This is a genomic window from Phenylobacterium sp., assembly GCF_013911965.1.
GTDB lineage: Bacteria > Pseudomonadota > Alphaproteobacteria > Caulobacterales > Caulobacteraceae > Phenylobacterium.
In genome coordinates this window covers 105,737-128,089 of the sequence record NZ_JACESE010000008.1, presented here as the reverse complement: position 1 = coordinate 128,089, position 22,353 = coordinate 105,737, and the positions used below count along the sequence as shown (strand labels likewise).

The following is a 22,353-nucleotide window of genomic DNA, read 5'->3' as shown; positions in this document are numbered from 1 at the left end:
CGGTCTGGCTCTGCGGAGAGGGCGGCCGCAGCCCGCGCCGCAGCCGGGCATGAGCCGGCAGGACGTGGCCGAGCCCGCGGCGCTGGATCTGCAGGAGCCGCGCCGGGGCCGTCTGGCCCGCCACCCGCGCCACATCCCGCCGCACGGCTGGAAGGACGTCCTCTGGCGGACGCTGAAGGAGATCGGCCGCGACCGTCTGCCGCGCGTGGCGGGCGGCGTCACCTTCTACGCCCTGCTGGCGATCGTGCCCGCGCTGGGCGTCTTCGTGTCCCTCTACGGCCTCTTCGCCGACATCGGACAGGTCCAGCGCCAGCTGGACCAGATGGCCACGGTCATTCCCGCCGACGTGGTCAGCATCGTGGGCGAACAGATGAAGCGTCTGGCCGTGGAGCGCCGCGCCAATCTCAGCATCGCCTTCGCCGTCAGCCTTGCGCTTTCGGTCTGGACGGCCAGCAACGCCACCCGGGCGCTCGTCGACGGTGTGAACATCGCCTATGACGAGCTCGAGAAGCGCAACGTGATCCAGCTGATGGCCGTCACCTATGCGGCGACCTTCGGCCTCCTCGTCTTCATGATCCTGGTCACCGGCGTCCTGGTGGCTGCGCCCATCGTCCTGCGCATGGTGGGGCTGGGCGAGTTCGAGCCGATCTGGGTCCCGCTGCGATGGGCCATCCTGCTGGCCGCGGCGGCGGCGGCCTTCACCATGCTCTACCGCTACGGCCCCTGCCGCAGCCTCGCCCGCTGGCGATGGGTGGCGCCGGGCGGGGCGTTCGCCTCCGTCCTCTGGCTGGGCGGATCCCTGGGCTTCTCCTGGTTCCTGAACAACGTCGCCAACTACGACGCCACCTATGGCTCCCTCGGCGCCGTCATCGGCTTCATGATGTGGATCTGGTTCTCGGTCATGGTGGTCCTGCTGGGGGCGGAGCTGAACGCCGAGATCGAGCACCAGACCGCGCTCGACTCCACCACCGGGCCCGAGCAGCCCCTCGGACAGCGCGGCGCCACCATGGCCGACACGGTGGGGCTGGCGCTGAACACCACCCTCGTCGAAGCGCTGGGGCTCGTCTGGCGCGGCGGCCGGACCTTCGGCCTGCGCCTCTATCACCGGCTGCAGAAGCCCGCCGATCCGGAGCAGGCGGCCCAGGCGCATGAGGAGGCCCGGGCGCGGGAGGACGGGGCGCCGGCCGGACGTCAGCCGCCCAGTTCTTCCTCCAAGGCCGCCAGCCGCGCGGCCTGATCCTCGGCGATCAGGGGCTCGATGACGTCGTCGAGCGCCTCGCCCTCCATCACCTTGGCGAGGTTGTAGAGGGTCAGGTTGATGCGGTGGTCGGTTACGCGCCCCTGCGGGAAGTTGTAGGTGCGGATCCGTTCGGAACGGTCGCCGGAGCCCACCTGGCTCTTGCGCGCATCGGCCCGGGCGGTGTCCAGGGCCTCACGCTGCATCTCGTAGAGCCGGGCCTGCAGCACCTTCATGGCGCGCGCCCGGTTCTGGTGCTGCGACTTCTCCGAGGAGGTGACCACGATGCCGGTGGGCAGGTGGGTGATGCGTACGGCGGAGTCGGTCTTGTTCACGTGCTGCCCGCCGGCGCCGGAGGAGCGATAGGTGTCGATGCGCAGGTCGGCGTCGTTGATCTCGATCTCGACATCCTCGACCTCGGGCAGCACCGCGACCGTGGCGGCCGAGGTGTGGATGCGGCCGCCGGCCTCGGTTTCCGGCACCCGCTGCACCCGGTGGACGCCGCTTTCGAACTTCAGCCGTCCGAACACGCCGTCGCCGGTGATGGAGGCGATGATCTCCTTGTAGCCGCCGACCTCGCCTTCGGACACGCTGTCGATCTCCACCTTCCAGCCGCGGTTCTGCGCATAGCGCTGGTACATGCGGAACAGGTCGCCGGCGAAGAGGGCCGCCTCGTCCCCGCCCGTGCCGGCGCGCACCTCCAGGATGGCGGAGGCGTTCTCGTCCTTGTCCTTGGGCGCGAGCAGCAGGGCCACCTGATGCTCGAGTTCGGGGATCCTCTCCTCGAGGGCGTCGAGCTCTTCGCGCGCCAGGGCGGCCATTTCGGCGTCGCCGCTGCGCAGCATCTGCTCCAGGTCCGGCGCTTCCTTGCGGGCGCGGACGAGGGCCTCGACGGCCTCGGCCACCGGCTTCAGTTCGGCGTGCTCCTTCGACAGGCGCACGATCTCCGCGCCGTCGGAGGCTGCGCCCATCCGCGCTTCGATCTCGTGGAACCGGTCGATCACCTGGTCGAGGCGGGCCTGGGGAAGTCGCACTTTGGTCGGTCACCTGTTGAAGCGGGAGGCTCTTCTAGCTCCGGACGCCGGCGCCGACAAACCTGGCGCGCGAACAGGCTCGCCTGTCGCGCCCGACCTATGGTTAAGCTGCGCGCGGTTGGGTTCGGCGACTTTGGTCCGCCAGGAGTGGGGAGAGGCGTGGGGGCGCTGTTTCCGATCGTTTGCCCGTTCTGCCACGGCAAGACCGCGGCGGCGCCGGAGATGTTCGTGCGCTGGCGACCGCCGGCCGGGCGCAGCGAGGCCGCCGAGAGCCTGCTCCTGCGCGCGCCGGTCCCGGCTGAGGCCTGGGGGATCTTCTCGGCCGTCTGCGCGGCCTGCGACCAGCCCGTCTTCCTGGAGCTCAAGATGAGGGGCGAAACGCTCGCCGACCTCCTGCCCCGGCATCGCACGCCGGCGCGGCGGGCCGTGGGACGGCTGGAGGCCAACGAGGTCAGCGAGTGCAGGGTCGTGACGCCGAAGCCGCCGCCCGGGCCCAACCTGCCGCCTTCGGCGCCGGAGAAGTTCCTAAAGACTCTGCGGCCGCTCTGGGAGGACGCCGAGAAGGGGCGGAACGACGAGGGCGTCAGCGCCGGTTGTCGCTGGCTGCTGCTCGACGTGCTGAAGGACATCGGCGTCTCGGCCGCGCCGCGCCGCGGCGTGTTCGGCGGCAAGCCGGAGGAAGAGAAGCTGGGGCCGCGGCTCAGGGCCGCTTGCGAGGCCGGGCTGCTGCCGCGCTGGGCGCAGACGCGGGCCGAGGCCATCGAGGTGGACGCCAAGACCCGGGGCGGGGATCCCAAGGCCTATGTCGCCTATGTCGCCGCCGTCATGCGCGCGGCCTATCCGGGCTTCTGAAGACGGGCGGCCGCGCATCCGCGCGACCGCCCCTCGCCATCTCAGGCGCGGACGCCGGTGAGCGGGGCGGAGCCGAAGGCGCCCAGCTTGACGTTGCCGTTCATGGTGTCGCCGCTGACCGTGGCCTCGAATTCCAGCGTCATGGGCATGGGCTGGCTGATCTGGGTGGACCAGGTCAGGGTGTCGCCGTTGACCTTACCTTCCACCGTCTGGGTGCCCATCTGGCCCGAGGTGGTGCCGGTGAAGGTGTCGCCGTTGGTGGTGATGTTCGCATCCACCGTCTGGGCGCCCATCGGCGTGTTGATCGTGATCTTCCAGTTGCCGTCCGCGGACATGACGTCCTCCCGTTTATGGAGCCGGCACCTAACCAAGGCGGCCCGGGCCGCGCAAGCGTGACGCAGACGTCAGCTTTGCGGGGAATCGTCCGGTCCGACCGTGAAGCCGGCGTTGCGCAGGCGGGCCAGCATCTCCACCAGGCGGGCGTAGATCTCGTTCGTGCCGGCCAGCATCTCCGGCCGCGTGAACACCGCCGCAGGCACCACGAGTCCGCCGCCCCGCCGCTCCATCACGCCATCGGCCACCAGGGCCGCGACATAGCGGTCCTGGATGTCGCGCGGAATGCACAGCAGGTCGGAGAGGGCGGCCTCGCTGATCGGGCGGCGCTGGGAGTCGGGCGGGATGTCGTGCAGCCCGGCGTAGCGGCTGCGCTCGTTCCGCAGATGGGCGGTGTTGGAGGTCCAGACGCCGGTGAAGACGAGCAGGGCGATCAGGTCGCCGCCGTTCGCGTGGGCGAACCGGCTCATCAGCTGCACGGCCTCATAGGCGAGGATGCGGTTGGCGACGCGGCGGGTATCCGGGGGGGAGGTCATGGCGGCGCTTACGGAACACGTTCGCTGAGCGCATTCAATAACGCGCTCGCCAGAGATTGGCGCCCCTGACCGCAATCCGCCGCCGCGCGTCTATTCCGCCGCCGCCGGCGCGGCCGCCTGCTGGGCCCGGATTTCCGCGGCGCGCGCCTCGACCAGTTCGACGATGTGGTCGACCATGCGGTCGTTGTCCATCTTGTGGTCGGGCCGGCCGGCCACATAGACCATGCCCGCCCCCTTGCCGCCGCCGGTGAAGCCGAGGTCGGTCATCAGGGCCTCGCCGGGACCGTTCACGACGCAGCCGATGATCGACAGGCTCATGGGGGTGGAGATGTGGGCCAGCCGCTGCTCCAGCGTCTCCACGGTCTGGATCACGTTGAAGCCCTGCCGCGCGCAGGACGGGCAGGCGATGATGTTCACGCCCCGGTGCCGCAGGCCGAGCGATTTCAGGATGTCGAAGCCGACCTTGATCTCTTCCACCGGATGGGCGGCCAGGCTGACGCGGATCGTGTCGCCGATGCCCGCCCACAGCAGCGAACCCAGGCCGATCGAGGACTTCACGGTGCCGGTGCGCAGGGCGCCGGCCTCGGTGACGCCCAGGTGCAGCGGGCAATCGACGGCCTCGGCCAGCTGCTGGTAGGCGGCGACCGTCATGAAGACGTCGGAGGCCTTCACGCTGATCTTGAACTCGTGGAAGTCGTGGTCCTGGAGGATGCGGGCATGGTTCAGCGCGCTCTCGACCATGGCGTCGGGGCAGGGCTCGCCGTACTTCTCCAGGAGGTCGCGTTCCAGCGAGCCGGCGTTGACGCCGATGCGGATGGAGCAGCCGTTGTCACGCGCAGCCTGCACGACCTCGCGCACCCGGTCGGGCGAGCCGATATTGCCGGGGTTGATCCGCAGGCAGGCGGCCCCGGCCTCGGCGGCCTCGATCCCCCGGCGATAGTGGAAGTGGATGTCGGCGACCAGCGGGACCTTGGAGGCCCTGGCGATCGTCCGAAAGGCGGCGGTGGAGTCCTCGTCGGGGCAGGAGACCCGCACGATGTCGGCCCCGGCCTCTTCCAGCTGGCGGATCTGGTCGATCGTCGCGGCGGCGTCAGCGGTCACCGTGTTCGTCATGGACTGGACGGTGATGGGCGCGTCGCCGCCCACCTCCACCGACCCCACGCGGATCTTGCGGCTCTTGCGGCGCGCGATGGCGCGCCAGGGGCGGACGTGCGTGTGGTCTGCTGGGTGATCGTGCTGGGTCATGCCGCGCCTAAAATAGCGGTTCGCCCGCCCCGGCCCAAGGGGCGCGAGGCGCTCGACCCCGTGGGATCAGCCGATGAGGCGGCTCAGATTGGTCTGATTGGCCGGCAGGAGGCCCCGGCTCTCGCCGTCGACGAAGACCTGGAAGGCCGTCGGTTCGGAGACGTCGACCACCAGCCCCTTCAGCGCCGGGGCGCGATAGGCCTCGCCCTTGGCGAGCTGACGGGCGAAATAGACCGAACCGTCGCCGCCGCGGACGATGATCGAAGCCGATTCCCGCGCCTGCAGGGTGACGGTCGAGACGCCGGCCGCGGCGCCGTAGACTTGGCCGTCGGGCTTGAAGCTGGCGGGCAGGCCCACCGGCTCCTCCGGATCGGCGGCGTTCAGACCCTCGGCCTGCTTGGCGGCGATGACGGCGTCGGCCGAACCGCCGGCTGCGGCGGCCACTTCCAGTCCGGGCGTCTTGTAGGGCTCCGGCACGGTCGATTCGACGGGCGCGGGCAGGGGGGCGCCCAGCGCCAGCGGACCTTCGGGCGTCGACGTCTCCGCCGCCGGAGCGGGCGCCACGGCGGGCGCCGGCGGCGCAGCTTCGCTCAGCCCGCGCTGGGCCAGGTTCCAGGCGACGATCGCGCCGATCACCAGGGCGCCGGCGGTCAGGCCCAGGCCCAGGCGCCGGTCGCCGGTCTTGCGCACGCCCACAGGCTCGCGCAGCTCGGTCTCCGGCGTCGGATCGTCGGCCTTGAAGCGGTTGACGGCGGCCTCGCTGTCCAGCCCGAGCGCCTTGGCGTAGGCCCGGACATAGCCGATGGTGAACGGGCGCGAGGGCAGGTCCTCGAGCCGCATCTCCTCGATGGCCGAGAGATAGGCGCGGCGAATGCGCGTGGAGTCGGCGACGTCCTGCAGGCTCAGCCCACGGAATTCCCGCGCCGCCCGCAGCGCCGCGCCGATGTTCGGACCGGAATCGAGCGTGGGCATGTAGGTGTCGATCGCCGAGGCGCCGCCGCCGCGACTGTCATACGTGGGATTGAAGTCGGTGACCCGACCCGTGTCGAGCGCCATGGCAGCTCGTCGCCCTTGAAAAGTACCACCGCGTGATGCTCGCGGCCCGCCCCGCCCGTTTGTCACGGGTCGATTAATTTCTCTTTGTCCATAACACGATAGCGGCCGGATTTCAATGGAAGGCGAACCACGATTCGCCAAGGTCAAGCTTAAACCGAAAGGTAGAGCTTCCGCGCCAGCGTCTCGATCTCGTTGCGCACCGATCCGGCCGAGCCCTTGATCAGCGCCATCACGCCGCGCCGCGCGGCCTCGCGGTCGCAGGACAGCACCATCTGCTTGACCGGACCGATGCCAGCCGGCGGCATCGACAGCCGCTCGAAACCGAGGGCGACGAGGGTGAAGGCCTCCAGCGGACGGCCGGCCATCTCGCCGCAGACCGAGACGGGCGTGCCCGTCTCCTCGCAGGCGGCCTGGATCTGGGCCAGCGCCCGCAGGGCCGGCGGCGAGAGCGGGTCGTAGCGGTCGGCCATGCGCGCATTGCCGCGGTCGGCGGCGAACAGGTACTGAAGCAGGTCGTTCGTGCCCACCGACACGAAGTCGGTCATGGGCAGCAGGGCGTCCAGGTGCCAGATCAGGGCCGGCGCCTCGATCATCGCGCCCACGTCCAGGCGCGCGGGCGCCGCGCGCCCCCGCCGCTGCGCCCAGGCGACCTCATGGTCCACCAGGGCGCGCGCGGCGCGGAACTCGTCCACGCTGGCCACCAGCGGGAACATGATGCGCAAGGGGCGCCCCCGAGCCGCGGCGATCAGCGCGCGGAGCTGCAGGCGAAGCAGGGCGGGGCGGTCCAGTCCCATGCGGATGGCGCGCCAGCCGAGCGCGGGGTTCTCCTCCCGCTCAGCCTCCAAATAGGGGAGCACCTTGTCGCCGCCGAGATCGAGGGTCCGGAAGGTCACCGGCATGCCGCCGGCGGCGTCGAGGACACGGCTGTAGAGGGCGGTCTGGGCGTTGAAGCGGGGCAGCTCCTCGGCGACCATGAACTGGAATTCGGTCCGGAAGAGGCCGATCCCCTCGGCGCCGGTCTCGGCCAGGGTCTCCAGGTCCACGTCCAGGCCGGCGTTCATCAGCAGGGTGACCTTCACCCCGTCGCGGGTGAAGGCGGGCGTATCGCGCAGCCGGGCGAACTCGGCGCGGCGCTGGGCCCGGACCTCGATCCGGGAACTGATCGCCTGCAGCACGTCGGGCCGCGGCCGCAGATAGGCTTCGCCGGTCTCGGCGTCCACGATGACCGGGTCGCCCTCGCTGACGCGGTCGCGCAGGCCGGTGAGCCGGCCCACGCAGGGGATGTCCAGCGCGCGCGCCACGATCGCCGCATGGCTGGCGGGCGAGCCCTCTTCCAGCAGCAGGCCCTTCAGCTTGGTGCGGTCATATTCGAGCAGGTCGGCGGGGCCGAGGTTGCGCGCGATGAGGATGGCGTCGTCGGGCAGGTTCCGCGCCACGTGGCCGTCGCCGGCGAGGTGGCGCAGCAGGCGGTCGGCGAGGTCCTCGAAGTCGTGCAGCCGCTCGCGCAGATAGGGGTCGCGCGCCTGGCCCAGCCGCGCCCGATGCTCCGAACGGACCCGCTCGACGGCGGCTTCCGCGGTCAGGCCGTTGCGGACGGCGTCTTCCAGCGATCTGTTCCAGCCCCGGTCGTGGGCGAACATGCGGTAGGTCTCGAGGACCTCGTAGGAGGCTTCCACCAGGCCATGCTGGCCCTCCAGCATCTCGTCGATCTGGGCCTGCAGGGCGACGATCGCGGTCTTCAGCCGCGCCTCCTCGGCCACCACGTCGTCGGCGAGCAGCTGGGAGGGCGCGACGGGCGGCTCGTGCAGGACCGCAACGCCCAGGGCCAGGCCGTCGGCGAAACGCGCGCCCTTGATCCGCTCGGGCCGGTGGGGCGTGATCTCGACGCCGGAGAGTTCGTCCTCGGAGATCAGCTCGCCGGCGACCATCTCGGCCAGGACCATGGCGATGATCTGCAGGTCCTCGACCTCGTCCTCGGTGTAGACCCGTTCGGTGCGGTTCTGGACGACCAGCACCCCGATGGCGCGGCCGCCGCGCAGCAGGGGCACGCCGAGGAAGGCGTGATAGGGATCCTCGCCTGTCTCCGGACGATAGGAGAAGGCCGGATGATTGGGCGCGTCGGCCAGGTTCAGCGGCCGGCCCAGGCGCATGATCTCGCCGACCAGGCCTTCGCCGGGGCGCATGCGCGTCAGGTGGACGGCGTCGGGCGCCAGGCCCTCGGTGGCGAAGAGCTCCATCTCTCCGCCGGCGCGGCGCATATAGAGCGAGCAGACCTCGGCGACCATCGAGCGGGCGATGATCCGGACGACCATGTCGAGCCGTTCCTGCGCGGGGCCTCCGCGCTGGACGGCCTCGCGGATCTGCCGCAGCAGGCTCCGCTGTCCTCGAATGACCGCGCCCGGCATGGCCATCGCCTGGTCGCCTCCTCTCCCTAGTCGATCCCTACCAGCTTTGTGCAGGGTCGAAGAGCCGCAAATTGGGCGCGCGGCGTTGACCTGCGTCAACGCGTGGCGCGGCTCAGCAGCTCGATCAGTTCGCTCGCCTTGCGCCGCTGTTCGTCGGCGTCGCCGCTGACGATGGCGCCCTCGATGCAGTGATCGAGGTGATCCTTCAGAATCTCGGTTTCGACCCGCGCCAGGGCCGCGCGCACCGCCTGCACCTGGGTCAGGATGTCGATGCAGTAGCGATCGTCCTCCACCATCCGGGTGATGCCCCGCACCTGTCCCTCGACCCGGTTCAGGCGGTTGATCAGCTTGGACTTGTCCTTGTGGTCGCTCATGCGGGCGCCTCCCTCGGGCGTTGATTATACCCCGCCGCGGTAATTGCGCTATGCCCCAGGGGGGTATATCTGCAGGGCGAGGAGATTTCCATGTCCGAGCCTGCGCACCACCACCACCATCATCACTCCACGCCGTCCGCGGGCGGCTGCTGCGGAGGCGGCTCCGACGGCGGAGCGGCGAAGGATCCGGTGTGCGGCATGACCGTCGACCCGGCCACGGCCCGGCATCGCGCCGAGCACGAGAGCGAGACCTTCTTCTTCTGCTCGGCCGGCTGCAGGACGAAGTTCGAGGCCGATCCGGAAAAGTACCTGACGCCTCAGCCGCCGCCGCCGGCGGCGCCGCCCGGAACCATCTACACCTGCCCCATGCACCCGGAGGTGCGCCAGGAGGGGCCCGGCGCCTGTCCGATCTGCGGCATGGCGCTGGAGCCCGAACTCGTGACCGCCGAGGCGGCGCCCAATCACGAGCTGATCGACTTCACCCGCCGCGCCTGGATCGGCGGCGCGCTCGCCCTGCCGCTGCTGGTGGCGGAGATGGGCGCCCACCTGTTCGGCCTGGATCTGCCGATCGCGCACCGAACCTCCGCCTGGCTGCAGCTTGCGCTCGCAACCCCGGTGGTCTGGTGGGCGGGCTGGCCCTTCATCGTCCGCGGCTGGGTCTCGCTGCGGACGCGCCAGCTCAACATGTTCACCCTCATCGCGATCGGCGTCCTCACCGCCTGGGCCTTCAGCGCCATCGCCACGGCGGCGCCGGGCGCCATTCCGGCCGCCTTCAAGGACGCCCATGGGGCGGCTCCTCTCTACTTCGAGGCCGCGGCGGTGATCGTGGTGCTCGTCCTGGTGGGTCAGATCCTCGAGCTGCGCGCCCGCGACCGCACCAGCGGCGCGATCCGCGCCCTGCTGAACCTCGCGCCCAAGACGGCGATGCGGGTCGGCGAGAACGGCGCCGACGAGGAGGTGCCGGTCGAGGACATCGCCCCCGGCGACCGCCTGCGCGTGCGCCCGGGCGAGAAGATCCCCGTGGACGGCCAGGTGGTGGAGGGCCGCGCGGCGGTCGACGAGTCCCTGATCACGGGCGAGTCCCTTCCCGTCACGAAGACGGTCGGCGACAGCGTCAGCGCCGGCGCTCTGAACACGACCGGCGGCTTCGTCATGCGGGCGGAGAAGGTGGGCGCCGAGACCCTGCTGTCGCAGATCGTCCAGCTGGTGGCCCAGGCCCAGCGCAGCCGGGCGCCGATCCAGCGCCTGGCCGACCGGGTGGCCGGCTGGTTCGTGCCCGCCGTGGTGGCCGTCGCCGTCGCGGCCTTCGCGGCCTGGAGCCTGTTCGGACCCGAGCCCCGGCTGGCCTACGCCCTGGTGGCGGCGGTCTCGGTGCTGATCATCGCCTGCCCCTGCGCGCTGGGCCTGGCGACGCCGATCTCGATCATGGTGGGCGTGGGCCGCGGCGCCCAGGCGGGCATTCTCGTCCGCTCGGCCGAGGCGCTCGAGCGCCTGGAGAAGGTTGACACCCTGGTGGTCGACAAGACCGGCACCCTGACCGAAGGCCGGCCCGAGGTGACAGCCATCGAGGCGTACGGCGATCTTGCCGAGGACGAACTCCTGCGCCTGGCCGCGAGCCTGGAGCGCAGCAGCGAGCATCCCCTCGGCGCCGCCATCGTCCGCGCCGCCAAGGCGCGGAGCCTCGCCCTGTCGGAGGCCGCCGACTTTGATTCCCCCGTCGGCCGCGGCGTGCTGGGCCAGATCGAGGGCCGCGCCGTCGCCATCGGCAGCGCCGCCTTCGTGCAGGAGCAGGGCGCCGGGTTCGACACCCTGGCCGATGCGGCGGAGGCTCATCGCCGGGACGGGGCCACGGTCGTCTTCGTCGCCGTCGACGGCGCGGCGGCCGGCCTGATCGCCATCGCCGATCCCGTGAAGGCGACCACGAAGGACGCGATCGCCGCCCTGCACGGCGCGGGTCTGCGCATCCTCATGCTGACGGGCGACAATGAGACGACGGCGCGGGCCGTGGCCGCCCGCCTCGGCATCGACGAGGTCCGAGCCGAGGTCTCGCCCAAGGACAAGGCCGCCGTCGTCGAGGAGCTTCGCCGCGCCGGCCGCGTCGTCGCCATGGCTGGCGACGGCGTGAACGACGCCCCGGCCCTCGCCAGCGCCGATGTCGGCATCGCCATGGGCGCCGGCGCCGACGTGGCGATCGAGAGCGCCTCGGTGACCCTGCTGAACGGCGACCTGACCGGCGTCGGGCGGGCCGTGGCCCTGTCGCGCGCGACCATGCGCAACATCCGCCAGAACCTGGTCTTCGCCTTCGTCTACAACGCCGCCGGCGTGCCGCTGGCGGCCGGCGTCCTGTTTCCGGTCTTCGGACTGCTGCTGTCGCCGCCCATCGCGGCGGCGGCGATGTCGCTGTCCTCGGTCAGCGTGGTGGGCAACGCCCTTCGGCTCCGCGGGCTGAAGCTCTAGGCGGCGCCGGCGATCCGCATCAGGAGGACGAACAGGACGAGCGCGGCCAGGCCGCCGAAGAAGACCCAGCGCTGCCAGCGCTTGCGCAGGATGATCTGTCCCTGGCGCACGTCCTGCGCGGAATAGGTCTTCGGCGCCTCAGGCGCCGGGTCGTTCTGGGGATCCGCCATGCTCCGCCTCGAAATTCTCCGGTCCGCTTCAACCGGCGAGAGGCGGTCGCGGTTCAGATCGGCGGCGCACACGTGTTGGGCGTCACCAGGTAGGCGCAGCGCCGCGCGCCCTGGAGGATATGGTCGATGCGCTCCACCTGGGCCGGCGCCAGCAGGTCGCGGAAGATGGAAAGCTCGGAGCGGCAGAAGCCCTGGCAGGCGCTGGCCGCCGCGCAGATGGGGCAGTGGTTCTCGATCAGCAGATAGGCGCCGTCGCCGGTGGGCGTCCATTCGGCCATGTAGCCCTCGGCGGCGCGGACGGCGGCGAGGCGTTCCAGCCGCGCCTCGAGCGTCGAAGCGCCGGACAGGGCCGCGGCGTAGCCGCGCGCGCTGTCGGCCTCCCGCCGGCGGATCAGCCGGTCAAGGCCCTCGGGCCCGAACTCGGCACGCACCGCGTCCAGCAGCTCCACCGTCACCTGGGCGTGGGTGTCGGGAAAGCGGGCATGGCCGGCCTCGGTCAGGGTCCAGGTCTGTCGTGGCCGGCCGACGCCGCCTCGCGTCGTCTCGGCGTCCACCAGGCCGCCGGCGGCGAGGCGCTCCATCTGCTGGCGCGTCGCCTGCCGGCTGACCCCCAGACGTGCGGCGAGGGCGGCCGTGGTGGCCGGTCCCTGCGTTTTCAGATGCTGGAGGATCGCGTCAGCGGGAGTGGGCATCGGCCTCGCTGAATTTGACAATTATCAGGTTGCGAAATCATCGCCGCGGAGCTAGCCAGGGTCAAGCTCGTTTTTGCAATCGATTGTTTGTCAAATGACCGCCGCCGCGCCCGTTCATGGGACCTGGAAGGACGTCCTGGCCGAAGGCCGGCTCGCCCAGTTCGTCCTCATCTGCCTGGCCGTCTGGCTGCACGCGGCCGACAGTCTGGTGACGGCGACCATCATGCCCAGCGTCGGCGCCGACCTGGGAGGCTACGCCTATTTCGGCTGGGCGACGGCGGGGTTCCTGCTGGGCTCGGTCGTGGCGGGCGCCAGCGCCGGCTGGCTGACCGGGCGCACCGGTCTGCGCCGCGCCTTCGCCTTCTCCGCCGCCCTCTACGCTGCGGGCTGCCTGATGAGCGCCGTGGCCCCGGACATCTGGACCTTCCTCGCCGGCCGCCTGGTGCAGGGCGTCGGCGGCGGCTGGCTGGCGGGCTTCGCCTCGGTCGCCGTGGGCCTGCTCTTCCCGGACCGGACCTTGCCCAAGGTGTATGCCGCGGTGACGGGTCTCTGGGGCGTCGCCACCCTGGTCGGGCCGCTGATGGGCGGGGTCTTCGCCGACGCCGGCCACTGGCGTTGGGCCTTCGGGGCCTTCGTCATCCAGGGCCTGGCCGTGGCGCTCGCCGCGCTCGTCCTGCTGCCGCGCGGCGAGCGCGGGCAGGGCGGCGGCGTGCCCGTCCGGCAACTGCTGCTGATCGCCGTCGGCGTCTCGGCCATCGCCGGCGCCGACCTGATGGGCGACTTCGCCCTGACCCTGCTGCTCGTCTGCGTCGGCCTGGCCCTGCTGGTCCTCAGCGTGCGGGTCGACGCCCGCGCGCCGGTGCGTCTGCTGCCGCGCTCGACGGGCGACCTCACCAGCGTCGCGGGCCTGGGGCTCGCCACCATGTTCCTGATGACGGCCGCGTCCATGGGCTTCACCGTCTACGGCCCGGCCATCCTGCAGGCGACGCGCGGCTATTCGGCGTTGTCGGCCGGCTATGTGGTGGGGATCGAGGCCTTCGCCTGGACGGCCTTCGCGCTCGCCGTCTCCAACCTGACCGGGGCCTGGCGCGGACGCATGGTGCGGGTCGGGGCGGCCAGCGCCGCCCTGGGCGTGGCGCTCTTCATCTGGGTGATGGTGGACGGACCCTTCTGGTCGCTCGTCCTGGCCGCCGTCCTGCTGGGCGCAGGCTTTGGCCTCTCCTCGGCCTTCATGAACCAGATGGTCCTCGCCGCCGTGCCGGAAGAGGAGCGGGGCCTGAGCGGCGGGGCGGTCAATTCCGTCCGCCTGACGGGCGCCGCCGCGGGCGCGGCGGTGGCCGGGGCCATCGCCAATCTGAACGGTTTCGGGGAAGGGCTGACCCAGGAGACGGCGCGCGCCACGGCCACGGCCGTCTTCGGCCTCGCCACGCCGGTGGCCGCGCTCGCCATCCTCACCGCCTGGCGGCTGACGCCCAGGGCCGCCGCCCAGGGCGTCTGAGCGTCCTAGAGCTTGTCCAGGCCGTAGGCGGCGTGCAGCGCTCGGACGGCCAGCTCGGTATAGGCCGCGTCGATCAGCACGCTGATCTTGATCTCGCTGGTGGAGATCACCTGGATGTTCACGCCCTTCTCGGCCAGGGCGCCGAACATGGTCTTGGCCACGCCCGCATGGCTGCGCATGCCCACGCCGATGACGGAGACCTTGGCGACGTCCTCGTTGACCGCCACGTCATCGAAGCCGATGGCGCTCTGGGCCTGGCGCATGATCTCCAGCGTCCGGGCGGCGTCGCGCTTGCCGACCGTGAACTCCATATTGGCCGTGTCCTGGGTGCGGGCATGGCTCTGGACGATCATGTCCACATTGACGTTGGCGTCGGCCAGCCGCCCGAAGATCTCCGAGGAGACGCCGGGGTGGTCGGGCAGGCCGAACACGCTGATCTTGGCTTCGTCGCGGCTGTAGGCGACGCCGCTCACGATGCGCTTCTCCACGATCTCCTCCTCGTCGCAGACGATGGTGCCCTGGCCGGGGGCCTCTCCGGGCTCGACGAAACTGGACAGCACGCGCACCGGCATGTGCTGGGCCATGGCCAGCTCCACCGAACGCGTCTGCAGGACCTTGGCCCCGAGCGAGGCCATTTCCAGCATCTCCTCGAAGGAGATCTTGGACAGCTTGCGGGCCTTGGATTCGATGCGCGGATCGGTGGTGTAGACCCCGTCCACGTCGGTGTAGATGTCGCAGCGCTCGGCCTTCAGGGCGGCGGCCACCGCCACGGCGCTGGTGTCGGACCCCCCGCGGCCGAGGGTGGCGATGCGCCCGTCGCGGGTGACGCCCTGGAAGCCGGCGATGACGGCCACCTCGCCGGCGTCCAGCGCCGCGGCCAGCTTCTCCGGCGGGATGTCCTCGATGCGGGCGCGGCCGTGGGCGTCGTCGGCGATGATCGGGATCTGCCAGCCGAGCCAGGAGCGGGCCGGGATGCCGGCGTTGCGCAGGACCATGGCCAGGAGGCCGGCGGTCACCTGTTCGCCCGAGGCGACCACGGTGTCGTATTCGTCGTCCGAGGCGGGCAGGCCCTGCGCCGCCGCGCCCGCGCCATCGGTCCAGGCGACCAGTTCGTTGGTCTTGCCGGCCATGGCCGAGACGACGACGGCCACGCGATGGCCTGCCTCGACCTCCGCGGCCACGAGCCGGCCCACGCGCCGGATGCGCTCCAGGTCGGCCACCGAAGTGCCGCCGAATTTCATCACCAGCCGGGCCACGACGCGCTCGACCCCCGTCCACAAAGGCCGCCCTTCTATCCGCGGCCAAGCCGGCCTGCAATCGAACTTTCACAAGGCGCAGGCGCGCTTTCGCGCGGGCCCCGCCGCGCTATATGGTGGGTTATGTCCGCAGCTCCCGAACTCCGCTCCAGCATCGATCCCGCCGAGGTCGAACGGTTCTCGCGCATCGCCGCCGAATGGTGGGATCCGAAGGGCAAGTTCGCGCCGCTGCACAAGTTCAACCCCGTGCGGCTGGCCTTCATCCGCGACAAGGCCCTGGCGCGGTTCGGCCGCGATCCCATGGCGCGGCGGCCGTTCGAGGGGCTGCGCCTGCTCGACATCGGCTGCGGCGGCGGCCTGCTGTCGGAACCGATGAGCCGCCTCGGTTTCGAGGTGACCGGCGTCGACGCCTCGGAACGCAACATCGGGACGGCCTCCACCCACGCCGCCGAGCAGGGCCTGTCCATCGACTATCGTTGCGCCACCGCCGAGCAGCTGCTGGCCGAGGACGTGCGGCCGTTCGACGTCGTCCTGAACATGGAAGTCATCGAGCACGTCGCCGATCCGGGCGAATACCTGCGCAGCTGCGCCCAGCTGACCGCCCCGGGCGGGATCATGATCGTGGCCACCCTCAACCGCACGCTCAAGGCCCTGGCGCTGGCCAAGGTGGGCGCGGAGTACGTCCTGCGCTGGCTGCCGGCCGGCACCCATGACTGGCGCAAGTTCCTGACGCCCGAGGAGCTGCGCGGCTTCCTGCGCAGCCAGCCGGTGGAGGTGGACGGCCCCTATGGCGTCACCTTCAACCCGCTCACCGGGCGCTGGTCGCAGTCGCGCGATTGCGACGTCAACTACATGATGACGGTCAGCCGGCCGGCGTGACCTTCCGGTCCCGCCCGGCCTCACCTCCCCGCGAGCCGGCGAACCGACTTGCCGGATCGGCGTTCAGTCCCCAGCTGAAGGTTGACTGCTCCAGGAGGTGAGACGTGCCGCGCAAACGGCCGAAAGGTGTGATCGGCGTGGGTTGGGCGTGCTTCGCCTCCTCGGTTCTCGGCCGCACCGAGCATGTGCCGATGTCGGAGGACTATCCCGACACCGTCGTGCGGCGCACCTTCTTCGAGGCTGGCGGCGACCTGGGCTGGCGGCTCTCGGCGCTGGAGACGCCGCGCGAGGGTTTCACGCGCTGGAAGATCGTGGTCATCACCGGCTCGCCCTCCTGGGCCGAGTACTGGGCGCCCGTGCTGGCGGCCCTGCCGCAGGACCGCGAGATGGTGGTGGTCGACCGTCCCGGCTTCGGCGCCTCCCAGCCGGATGACCACGTGCCGGACCTCGAGACCCAGGCCCTGGCGCTCTCGCCCCTGCTCAAGGCCAAGCCGGGCCAGAAGATCCTGCTGGTGGGCCAGTCCTATGGCGCGGCCATCGCCACCCTGATGGCGCGGCTGAATCCGCGCCGGGTGCGCGGCCTGGTCCTGCTTTCGGGCTATTACGCCGAGCCGGGGCCGACGGCGCGCTGGCTCCTGGACGCCGGCGGCAAGGCGCTCAGCATCATCCCGCGCGACCTGCGCAACGCGGTGCTGGAGGTCACCGGTCAGCCCGCCCAGTTCGACACGGTGCGCCAGGCGCTCGCCCAGCTCGACCTGCCGATCCACGTCGTGCACGGCGACAAGGACGACTTCGCGCCGCTCGAGGCCGCCGAGCGTCTCGTGGCCGAGACCCGCCCCCGCCGGTCCATGAGGTTCGCGCGCGTGGACGGGGCGGACCACTTCCTCAACGACGGGCCGACCGAAGTGCTGCTGGAGGCGCTCGACGAGTGCCTGCCGCCGCCGCTGCGGCTGCCGGCCTGGCGCCTGCCGAAGGTGGAGCTGCCGGACTTCGCCGCCCTGGCGCCGAGCCTGCGCAATCTTCGCCTTTGGCCGCAGCCCGCCCCGCGTCGCGGCATGAAGACCGCCGACGCCTGAGGCGGCCGGATTCCCGTCTCCGGGGAACCGACGAATTCGGCGGTGGTTAAGGCGGTCTGTCGGGGGCCATTCGGAGAGACTGACCATGAAGATGCTTTTCGTCTCGACCACGGCCGCCGCGGCCCTGGTCGCCGGCGCCGCCGCCGCCCAGGGCGCGCCCACGCCTTCGCCGCCGGCCAGCGGCGAGATCACCTCGACCGGCGGGATCATGACCGCGCCGCCGCCGGCCGGAAACCTGGCCGCGGACGCCGCCTCGACCGCCGCGATGGACGCCGCCGCCACGGTCGGCAGCCTGCGCGTCGGGACCACCGTGCGCGGGCCGGACGGCGAGGTCGTGGGCGTCGTCGAGGAGGTGGATCCCGGCTCGGCCGCCATGGCGGCCATGGTCCAGCTCGGCCTGAACGGAGAGTCGGCCGAGATTCCGGCCTCTTCGATCACCGTCACCGCCGAAGGCGCGGTGAGCCGTCTCGACCGCGGGGAGATCTGGGTGACCGCTGATAACTGACGTCCCGGTGCGTTCTGCGACCCCGGCCCAGGCCGGGGCCGCAGCCGTCCGACGGCGCGCGCAAGCCCTGAAGCGGAAAGGGCTTGGCCACGATCAACCGAACGGCGATAAGGTCCCCCCGAGGGGCCCGCCTGCTGCAGGCCTCATAACGGCCCGATGAGCGGGCGTTCAATCTCGGGGAGCACGACATGAAGGCCGCCGTTCTGCGCGAAGTGGGCAAGCCGCTTCAGATCGAAGACGTCCAGATCAACAAGCCCGGCCCGCACGAGGTGCTGATCCGCACCATGGCCGCCGGGGTCTGCCACTCCGACCTCCACTTCGTCGAAGGCTCCTATCCGCACCCGCTGCCCGCCGTGCTGGGCCACGAGAGCGCCGGCATTGTCGAGGCCGTGGGGTCCGAAGTCCGCACGGTGAAGCCGGGCGACCACGTCATCACCTGCCTGTCGGCCTATTGCGGCCACTGCGAGCACTGCCTGACGGGCCATATGAGCCTGTGCGTCTCGCCCGACACCAAGCGCAGCAAGGACGAGGAGCCGCGGCTGATGCAGGGCGGCAATCCCCTGCCGCAGTTCCTGAACCTGTCCTCCTTCGCCGAGCAGATGCTGATCCACGAGCACGCCTGCGTGGCCATCCGCAAGGACATGCCCTTCGACCGCGCGGCCCTGATCGGCTGCTCGGTGACCACCGGGGTGGGCGCCGTCATCCACACCTCGAACGTGCGCCCGGGCGAGACCGTCGCGGTGATCGGTTGCGGCGGCGTCGGCCTGTCGGCGATCAACGGCGCGGCCATCGCCGGGGCCGGCCGGATCATCGCCATCGACATGGTCAAGGGTAAGGAGAACCTGGCCAAGGCCTTCGGGGCGACCGACTTCATCTGCGCGGCCGACACCGACGCGGTGAAGACGGTGATCGAGATGACCAAGGGCGGCGTCCATCACGCCTTCGAGGCCATCGGCCTGGCCAAGACCGCCGAACAGGCCTTCAACATGCTCCGCCGCGGCGGCACCGCCAACATCATCGGCATGATCCCGGTCGGCCAGACCATCAACCTGATGGGCGCGGCCTTCCTGGGCGAGAAGCGCATTCAGGGTTCGATGATGGGCTCCAACCGCTTCCCGGTGGACATGCCGCGCCTGGTCGATTTCTACATGGCCGGCAAGCTCAAGCTCGACGACCTGGTCTCGCGGCGCCTGAAGCTGGAGCAGGTCAACGAGGCCTTCGACGAGATGAAGCGGGGCGAGATCGCCCGTTCGGTCATCGTCTTCGACGCCTGAGCGGCCGCTCTGCCGCAAGCTTGACCATAGAGACGCCCGCAGTTCGCCTCCTGCGGGCGTCATCTTGTGATCCTGACCCGTTTTGGGCAGGCTTCACCACAGAGGTCTCAAGTCACGACGTTCCTAGGGGGGAGGTCGAGCGCGGCGAGAGCCGGCGCCGATTCTGGGGGCGTCAAAAAGGGGCGGCGGCGGCCGCCCCTTTTCCTTTGCGGCCGGCCCTTATTGCGGCGTGAAGAAGCCGAGGAGGGCGGGGCGGACATAGGCGGCCATCACCGTGTCCACGGTGGCGTCCTCGCCCCAGTGTTCCAGCAGGAGCACGGAGTTGAACATGGCCATGACCAGGTGGGCCGAGAGCAGGGGGTCGACCGGGCGCAGGGAGCCGTCGGCGATGCCGTCGCTGATGATGCCGGAGAAGCCGTTGGCGATCTGCTGGAAGCGCGCCGAGATGGTGCGCCGCAGTTCCCAGGGCATGGCCGAGAGCGCGAAGTGGCGCAGCATGCGGCCGCGCTCGGCGCTCGTCTGATGGGCGGTCAGCGAGGCGGCGATGAGCCAGAGGCGGGCCCAGCCCGTGCTCTCGCCGGCGCCCTTGGACTTGGCCTCGTCGATCAGGTCGAAGGTGCGCTCGAAGCAGGCCCGCGCCAGTTCGTCCTTGTCGGTGTTGTGGTGGTAGAATGATCCCTTCGTGACGTTCAGATAGGCCGAGATCTTGTCCACCGAGGCCCCGCGATAGCCTTCGCGGTTGATGATCTCGGTGGCCGCGATCAGGAACCGCTCGCGCGTCACCTCATCGTTCTGGGCCGGCGGGGCGCCGAGCTCCAGCAGGGGACGCTGCGGCCAGTCCTGTCCGGGCGCGGCCAGGCCGTTGATCATCACGTCGGCGATCCGTTCGGCGATCCGCTCGAAGTCCCCGATCTCGTAGCCCGCGATCCAGGTGTCGGACCAGCACAGCTGGTCGAGGATCAGGTGGGCCAGCATGTAGCGCCGCGGCCCTGTCAGCCAGGGCGCATCCGACGGGCGCAGCAGGCGCGCCAGACGCTGGCGCAGGGCGCGGTAGGCGTCGGTCAGCTCCGTGTCGCCGGGCGCGCCGATGTGGCTGATCTCGCCGAAGGGCAGAAGGCGCGGCGCCTCGCCGAGCACGATCTCCCGCCGGGTCTCGAAGTAGGCGTGGACGAAGGTCCGCAGCCGCGTCTGCGGGCTGGTCTCCTCCTCGGCGCGGGAAAGCATGTCGTTGAAGCGCGCCAGCGTCAGCCGCATGCATTCGGCCGCCAGGTCTTCCTTGCGCTTGAAGTAGTAGGTCAGGCTGACGGGATGGAGATCCATCCGCTTGGCCACGGCGGCGAGCGTGAAGCCGCTGACCCCCTGATCGATGAAGACCTTGCAGGCGGCGGCCAGGATCGCTTCGCGCCGGGCGGCGTAGCGGGCTCGGACGCCGGGGCGTGTCGCGGTCGTCACGAGGCCCTCCACCTTCGACGTTCGCCAGACGCTCCAGCTTAGGGGCGCGAAGCCGTCGGGAAAAGCATGACGCTACGGCGCCCTCTCAGCAGCGCCCTCTCAGCGGCGAAGATCGGCCAGCTGGACCGTATCGGTTTCCGCCGCCGCCAGCTTGGTGGCCCCTTCGCCGGTGGCGTTGGCCGCCAGCAGGGCGTCGATCCGGCCCTTCTTGGCCTTGAACGCGTTGAGCTCGGCGCCCGCTAGGATGGTGCCCTGGGGCACCTTGGCGCCGATCGGGTTCACGCGCTGGCCGTTGCGCCACACCTCGTAGTGCAGGTGCGGACCGGTGGAGAGGCCGGTGGAGCCGACATAGGCGATCACCTGGCCCTGCTTCACCCGCACGCCGGCGCGGATGCCCTTGGCGAAGCGCGACGTGTGGGCGTAGCCGGTCTCCCAGCCGTTGGCGTGCCGCACGCGGACCCAGTTGCCGTAGCCGCCCCAGCGACGGGCTTCCACGATCACGCCGTCGCCGGCCGACAGGATCGGCGTGCCGGCGCCGGCGCCGAAGTCCACGCCCTGGTGGGCCCGGGTGTAGCCCAGCACCGGGTGGCGGCGGCGGCCGAAGGTGGAGGTGATGCGGGCGCCGTCGACTGGCGTGCGCAGCAGGAAGCCGCGGACGTTCTTGCCGTCCTCGTCGAAATAGTCGACCGAGCCGTCCTTGCGCTCGAAGCGGTAGAACTTGACGCCCTTGACCTCGGCGTACTCGACCTCGCCGGTCTCAACGGTGCGGCCGCTCTCGGTGACCTTCCGGTCGAAGATCAGCTTGAACTCGTCGCCGGCCTTGATGTCGCGCTGGAAGTCCAGCTTGTGGGCGAAGAGCTTGACCACCTGCGCGGTGACAGCCGAGGTGGCGCCCAGTTCGGCCGCGCTCTCATACAGCGAGCCGTGGATCTGGCCCTGGGCGACGGTCGTCTCGTCGCGGATCGCCTCTTCCATCTCGCGCAGGCGAAGGGCGCCGTCGAAGGTGCGCGAAAGGGTCACGGCGGTGGCCGGACCGGTGCGCAGCGACAGGCCCACGAGCCGCGCCTGGCCGCCTTCGCCTTCGGGACGGGCGATGGCCGCGTCGAAGGTCATGCCGGCCTTGATGTGGACGGTGTCCATGGCCGCGCCGAGCGTATTGACCGCCTGACGGGCCTCTTCCAGCGGAATGCCGGTGCGGGCGACGGCGGCCTCGAGCGTATCGCCCGGCAGAACCTTGACCGCCACGTTCTCAGGACGGGTGAAGCCCGGCTGGGCCTCGGCCTGGGCGAAGGCCTCGTGCTGCAGCGCGACGATGGCCGCCGCGTCCATGGGCGGCGGGGTGGGCGCGGTGGCTTCCGCCGCCGTCAGCTTCCAGCCCAGCGCGAGCGCGCAGATGCCGCCAAGGCCCACCATGAGGCGCGGCGCATAGCGGAGCGTAGGACGTCTCGGATCGAATTCTTGCATCGTGCCCCCGAAATCCAACGATGCCACTGTACTGGTCCAGAATGACCTGACGCGACGGGCTGCAGCAATAGGTAGGCCAGTCCAGGGTCGGGTCATGCGGTTAACCGAAGGTAACTGTAGGGAGAATGGGCAGTTTTGTCGCGGTCGATCACGTTCAAGGCGAAGCTTGTCGCCCGCGGCGCGAGGCGGTCTTCACAGGAGGCCCAGGACGAGGTCGGCGGGACGGCACAGGGCCGCGCCCTTGGGCGTCGAGACGATCGGCCGGTTCACCAGGATCGGGTCGACGATCATGGCCGCCAGGATCGCTTCGTCCGAGGTGGTGGGATCGGTCAGGCCCAGTTCGGCGGCCTTGGTCCCGCGTTCGCGCAGCAGTTCTCGGGCGCTCGACCCGGATCGCGCGATGAGGTCTTCGAGCTGTTCGCGGGTCCAGCCGGTCTTCAGGTACTCGACGACGGTGGGCTCTATCCCCTTGTCGCGCAAAAGGGCGAGGGCGTTGCGCGAGGTCCCGCAGGCGGGGTTGTGATAGATCACGACGTCCGATCGGCTCATGCGCCTTCG

General features: G+C 70.7%; 21 protein-coding genes. 8 read left to right on the top strand and 13 right to left on the bottom strand.

What is annotated here, in order from left to right; genetic code table 11:
• The first annotated feature begins 49 nt into the window (after positions 1 to 49).
• Positions 50 to 1,237 (top strand): YihY/virulence factor BrkB family protein, encoded by a 1,188-nt coding sequence (locus tag H2041_RS10155; RefSeq protein WP_293412239.1) that lies wholly within the window; start codon positions 50 to 52, stop codon positions 1,235 to 1,237.
• On the opposite strand, the gene prfA is transcribed toward H2041_RS10155, so the two are convergent.
• Complete coding sequence (gene prfA, locus H2041_RS10150) at positions 1,192 to 2,271, bottom strand: peptide chain release factor 1 (protein ID WP_293412237.1); 1,080 nt, start codon at positions 2,269 to 2,271, stop codon at positions 1,192 to 1,194. The genes H2041_RS10155 and prfA overlap by 46 nt on opposite strands.
• Before the next feature lie 159 nt (positions 2,272 to 2,430).
• Here prfA and H2041_RS10145 point away from each other — a divergent pair, with 159 nt between their 5' ends.
• A complete protein-coding gene (locus tag H2041_RS10145; protein WP_293412235.1) occupies positions 2,431 to 3,123 on the top strand; it encodes a hypothetical protein in 693 nt (230 codons plus the stop codon).
• Between the two features lie 41 nt (positions 3,124 to 3,164).
• Here H2041_RS10145 and H2041_RS10140 read toward each other — a convergent pair whose 3' ends face one another.
• The 6 genes from H2041_RS10140 to H2041_RS10115 all read right to left on the bottom strand — a co-directional run bounded on the left by H2041_RS10140 (position 3,165) and on the right by H2041_RS10115 (position 9,072).
• Positions 3,165 to 3,458, bottom strand: a complete 294-nt coding sequence (locus tag H2041_RS10140) for a hypothetical protein (protein ID WP_293412233.1) — start codon at positions 3,456 to 3,458, stop codon at positions 3,165 to 3,167.
• A 69-nt stretch (positions 3,459 to 3,527) separates the two neighbouring features.
• Positions 3,528 to 3,992: a hypothetical protein gene (locus tag H2041_RS10135; protein WP_293412231.1), complete on the bottom strand. Its 465-nt coding sequence runs from the start codon at positions 3,990 to 3,992 to the stop codon at positions 3,528 to 3,530.
• A gap of 90 nt (positions 3,993 to 4,082) precedes the next feature.
• The gene (gene ispG, locus H2041_RS10130) at positions 4,083 to 5,237 is read right to left on the bottom strand and encodes a flavodoxin-dependent (E)-4-hydroxy-3-methylbut-2-enyl-diphosphate synthase (RefSeq protein WP_293412229.1); all 1,155 of its coding nucleotides are present in this window, start codon (positions 5,235 to 5,237) and stop codon (positions 4,083 to 4,085) included.
• A 66-nt stretch (positions 5,238 to 5,303) separates the two neighbouring features.
• Positions 5,304 to 6,293, bottom strand: a complete 990-nt coding sequence (locus H2041_RS10125) for a RodZ domain-containing protein (protein ID WP_293412227.1) — start codon at positions 6,291 to 6,293, stop codon at positions 5,304 to 5,306.
• 149 nt (positions 6,294 to 6,442) lie between these two features.
• A complete protein-coding gene (gene ptsP, locus H2041_RS10120; protein WP_293412225.1) occupies positions 6,443 to 8,704 on the bottom strand; it encodes a phosphoenolpyruvate--protein phosphotransferase in 2,262 nt (753 codons plus the stop codon).
• Between the two features lie 89 nt (positions 8,705 to 8,793).
• The gene (locus tag H2041_RS10115) at positions 8,794 to 9,072 is read right to left on the bottom strand and encodes a metal-sensitive transcriptional regulator (RefSeq protein WP_293412223.1); all 279 of its coding nucleotides are present in this window, start codon (positions 9,070 to 9,072) and stop codon (positions 8,794 to 8,796) included.
• Positions 9,073 to 9,162: 90 nt separating this feature from the next.
• On the opposite strand from H2041_RS10115, the gene H2041_RS10110 reads away from it, so the two are divergent.
• Complete coding sequence (locus H2041_RS10110; protein WP_293412221.1) at positions 9,163 to 11,529, top strand: heavy metal translocating P-type ATPase; 2,367 nt, start codon at positions 9,163 to 9,165, stop codon at positions 11,527 to 11,529.
• On the opposite strand, the gene H2041_RS10105 is transcribed toward H2041_RS10110, so the two are convergent.
• Entirely contained in the window at positions 11,526 to 11,699 is a 174-nt protein-coding gene (locus tag H2041_RS10105) for a hypothetical protein (protein WP_293412219.1), read from the bottom strand. The two genes, H2041_RS10110 and H2041_RS10105, sit on opposite strands and share 4 nt — an antisense overlap.
• A 53-nt stretch (positions 11,700 to 11,752) precedes the next feature.
• The gene (locus H2041_RS10100) at positions 11,753 to 12,391 is read right to left on the bottom strand and encodes a metalloregulator ArsR/SmtB family transcription factor (RefSeq protein WP_293412217.1); all 639 of its coding nucleotides are present in this window, start codon (positions 12,389 to 12,391) and stop codon (positions 11,753 to 11,755) included.
• A 94-nt stretch (positions 12,392 to 12,485) separates the two neighbouring features.
• Between H2041_RS10100 and H2041_RS10095 the strand changes: the two genes are divergently transcribed.
• Positions 12,486 to 13,889 (top strand): MFS transporter, encoded by a 1,404-nt coding sequence (locus tag H2041_RS10095; RefSeq protein WP_293412215.1) that lies wholly within the window; start codon positions 12,486 to 12,488, stop codon positions 13,887 to 13,889.
• Positions 13,890 to 13,894: 5 nt separating this feature from the next.
• Here the strand turns inward: H2041_RS10095 and H2041_RS10090 are convergent, their stop codons facing one another.
• A complete protein-coding gene (locus tag H2041_RS10090; protein ID WP_293412384.1) occupies positions 13,895 to 15,145 on the bottom strand; it encodes an aspartate kinase in 1,251 nt (416 codons plus the stop codon).
• A gap of 123 nt (positions 15,146 to 15,268) precedes the next feature.
• Here H2041_RS10090 and ubiG point away from each other — a divergent pair, with 123 nt between their 5' ends.
• From ubiG to H2041_RS10070, 4 genes are all read left to right on the top strand, one after another.
• On the top strand, positions 15,269 to 16,024 hold the full coding sequence (ubiG, locus tag H2041_RS10085) for a bifunctional 2-polyprenyl-6-hydroxyphenol methylase/3-demethylubiquinol 3-O-methyltransferase UbiG (protein ID WP_293412213.1): 756 nt from the start codon (positions 15,269 to 15,271) through the stop codon (positions 16,022 to 16,024).
• A 104-nt stretch (positions 16,025 to 16,128) separates the two neighbouring features.
• Entirely contained in the window at positions 16,129 to 17,100 is a 972-nt protein-coding gene (locus H2041_RS10080) for an alpha/beta hydrolase (protein WP_293412211.1), read from the top strand.
• A gap of 85 nt (positions 17,101 to 17,185) precedes the next feature.
• Positions 17,186 to 17,605, top strand: a complete 420-nt coding sequence (locus H2041_RS10075; protein ID WP_293412209.1) for a hypothetical protein — start codon at positions 17,186 to 17,188, stop codon at positions 17,603 to 17,605.
• 188 nt (positions 17,606 to 17,793) lie between these two features.
• On the top strand, positions 17,794 to 18,879 hold the full coding sequence (locus H2041_RS10070; RefSeq protein WP_293412207.1) for a Zn-dependent alcohol dehydrogenase: 1,086 nt from the start codon (positions 17,794 to 17,796) through the stop codon (positions 18,877 to 18,879).
• 219 nt (positions 18,880 to 19,098) lie between these two features.
• Here H2041_RS10070 and H2041_RS10065 read toward each other — a convergent pair whose 3' ends face one another.
• The 3 genes from H2041_RS10065 to arsC form a co-directional block, all read right to left on the bottom strand.
• Positions 19,099 to 20,331 (bottom strand): TetR/AcrR family transcriptional regulator, encoded by a 1,233-nt coding sequence (locus H2041_RS10065; RefSeq protein ID WP_293412204.1) that lies wholly within the window; start codon positions 20,329 to 20,331, stop codon positions 19,099 to 19,101.
• 99 nt (positions 20,332 to 20,430) lie between these two features.
• A complete protein-coding gene (locus H2041_RS10060) occupies positions 20,431 to 21,744 on the bottom strand; it encodes a peptidoglycan DD-metalloendopeptidase family protein (protein WP_293412202.1) in 1,314 nt (437 codons plus the stop codon).
• A 243-nt stretch (positions 21,745 to 21,987) separates the two neighbouring features.
• Positions 21,988 to 22,344, bottom strand: a complete 357-nt coding sequence (gene arsC / locus H2041_RS10055; RefSeq protein ID WP_293412200.1) for an arsenate reductase (glutaredoxin) — start codon at positions 22,342 to 22,344, stop codon at positions 21,988 to 21,990.
• Positions 22,345 to 22,353 lie beyond the last annotated feature (9 nt).

Bases quoted from the DNA above. Each gene is read 5' to 3' on its own strand.
- H2041_RS10155 (WP_293412239.1), top strand. From the start codon at position 50: ATGAGCCGGCAGGACGTGGCCGAGCCCGCGGCGCTGGATCTGCAGGAG.
- H2041_RS10140 (WP_293412233.1), bottom strand. From the start codon at position 3,458: ATGTCCGCGGACGGCAACTGGAAGATCACGATCAACACGCCGATGGGC.
- H2041_RS10135 (WP_293412231.1), bottom strand. From the start codon at position 3,992: ATGACCTCCCCCCCGGATACCCGCCGCGTCGCCAACCGCATCCTCGCC.
- ispG (WP_293412229.1), bottom strand. From the start codon at position 5,237: ATGACCCAGCACGATCACCCAGCAGACCACACGCACGTCCGCCCCTGG.
- H2041_RS10125 (WP_293412227.1), bottom strand. From the start codon at position 6,293: ATGGCGCTCGACACGGGTCGGGTCACCGACTTCAATCCCACGTATGAC.
- ptsP (WP_293412225.1), bottom strand. From the start codon at position 8,704: ATGGCCATGCCGGGCGCGGTCATTCGAGGACAGCGGAGCCTGCTGCGG.
- H2041_RS10115 (WP_293412223.1), bottom strand. From the start codon at position 9,072: ATGAGCGACCACAAGGACAAGTCCAAGCTGATCAACCGCCTGAACCGG.
- H2041_RS10110 (WP_293412221.1), top strand. From the start codon at position 9,163: ATGTCCGAGCCTGCGCACCACCACCACCATCATCACTCCACGCCGTCC.
- H2041_RS10105 (WP_293412219.1), bottom strand. From the start codon at position 11,699: ATGGCGGATCCCCAGAACGACCCGGCGCCTGAGGCGCCGAAGACCTAT.
- H2041_RS10100 (WP_293412217.1), bottom strand. From the start codon at position 12,391: ATGCCCACTCCCGCTGACGCGATCCTCCAGCATCTGAAAACGCAGGGA.
- H2041_RS10095 (WP_293412215.1), top strand. From the start codon at position 12,486: ATGACCGCCGCCGCGCCCGTTCATGGGACCTGGAAGGACGTCCTGGCC.
- ubiG (WP_293412213.1), top strand. From the start codon at position 15,269: ATGTCCGCAGCTCCCGAACTCCGCTCCAGCATCGATCCCGCCGAGGTC.
- H2041_RS10075 (WP_293412209.1), top strand. From the start codon at position 17,186: ATGAAGATGCTTTTCGTCTCGACCACGGCCGCCGCGGCCCTGGTCGCC.
- H2041_RS10070 (WP_293412207.1), top strand. From the start codon at position 17,794: ATGAAGGCCGCCGTTCTGCGCGAAGTGGGCAAGCCGCTTCAGATCGAA.
- H2041_RS10060 (WP_293412202.1), bottom strand. From the start codon at position 21,744: ATGGTGGGCCTTGGCGGCATCTGCGCGCTCGCGCTGGGCTGGAAGCTG.
- arsC (WP_293412200.1), bottom strand. From the start codon at position 22,344: ATGAGCCGATCGGACGTCGTGATCTATCACAACCCCGCCTGCGGGACC.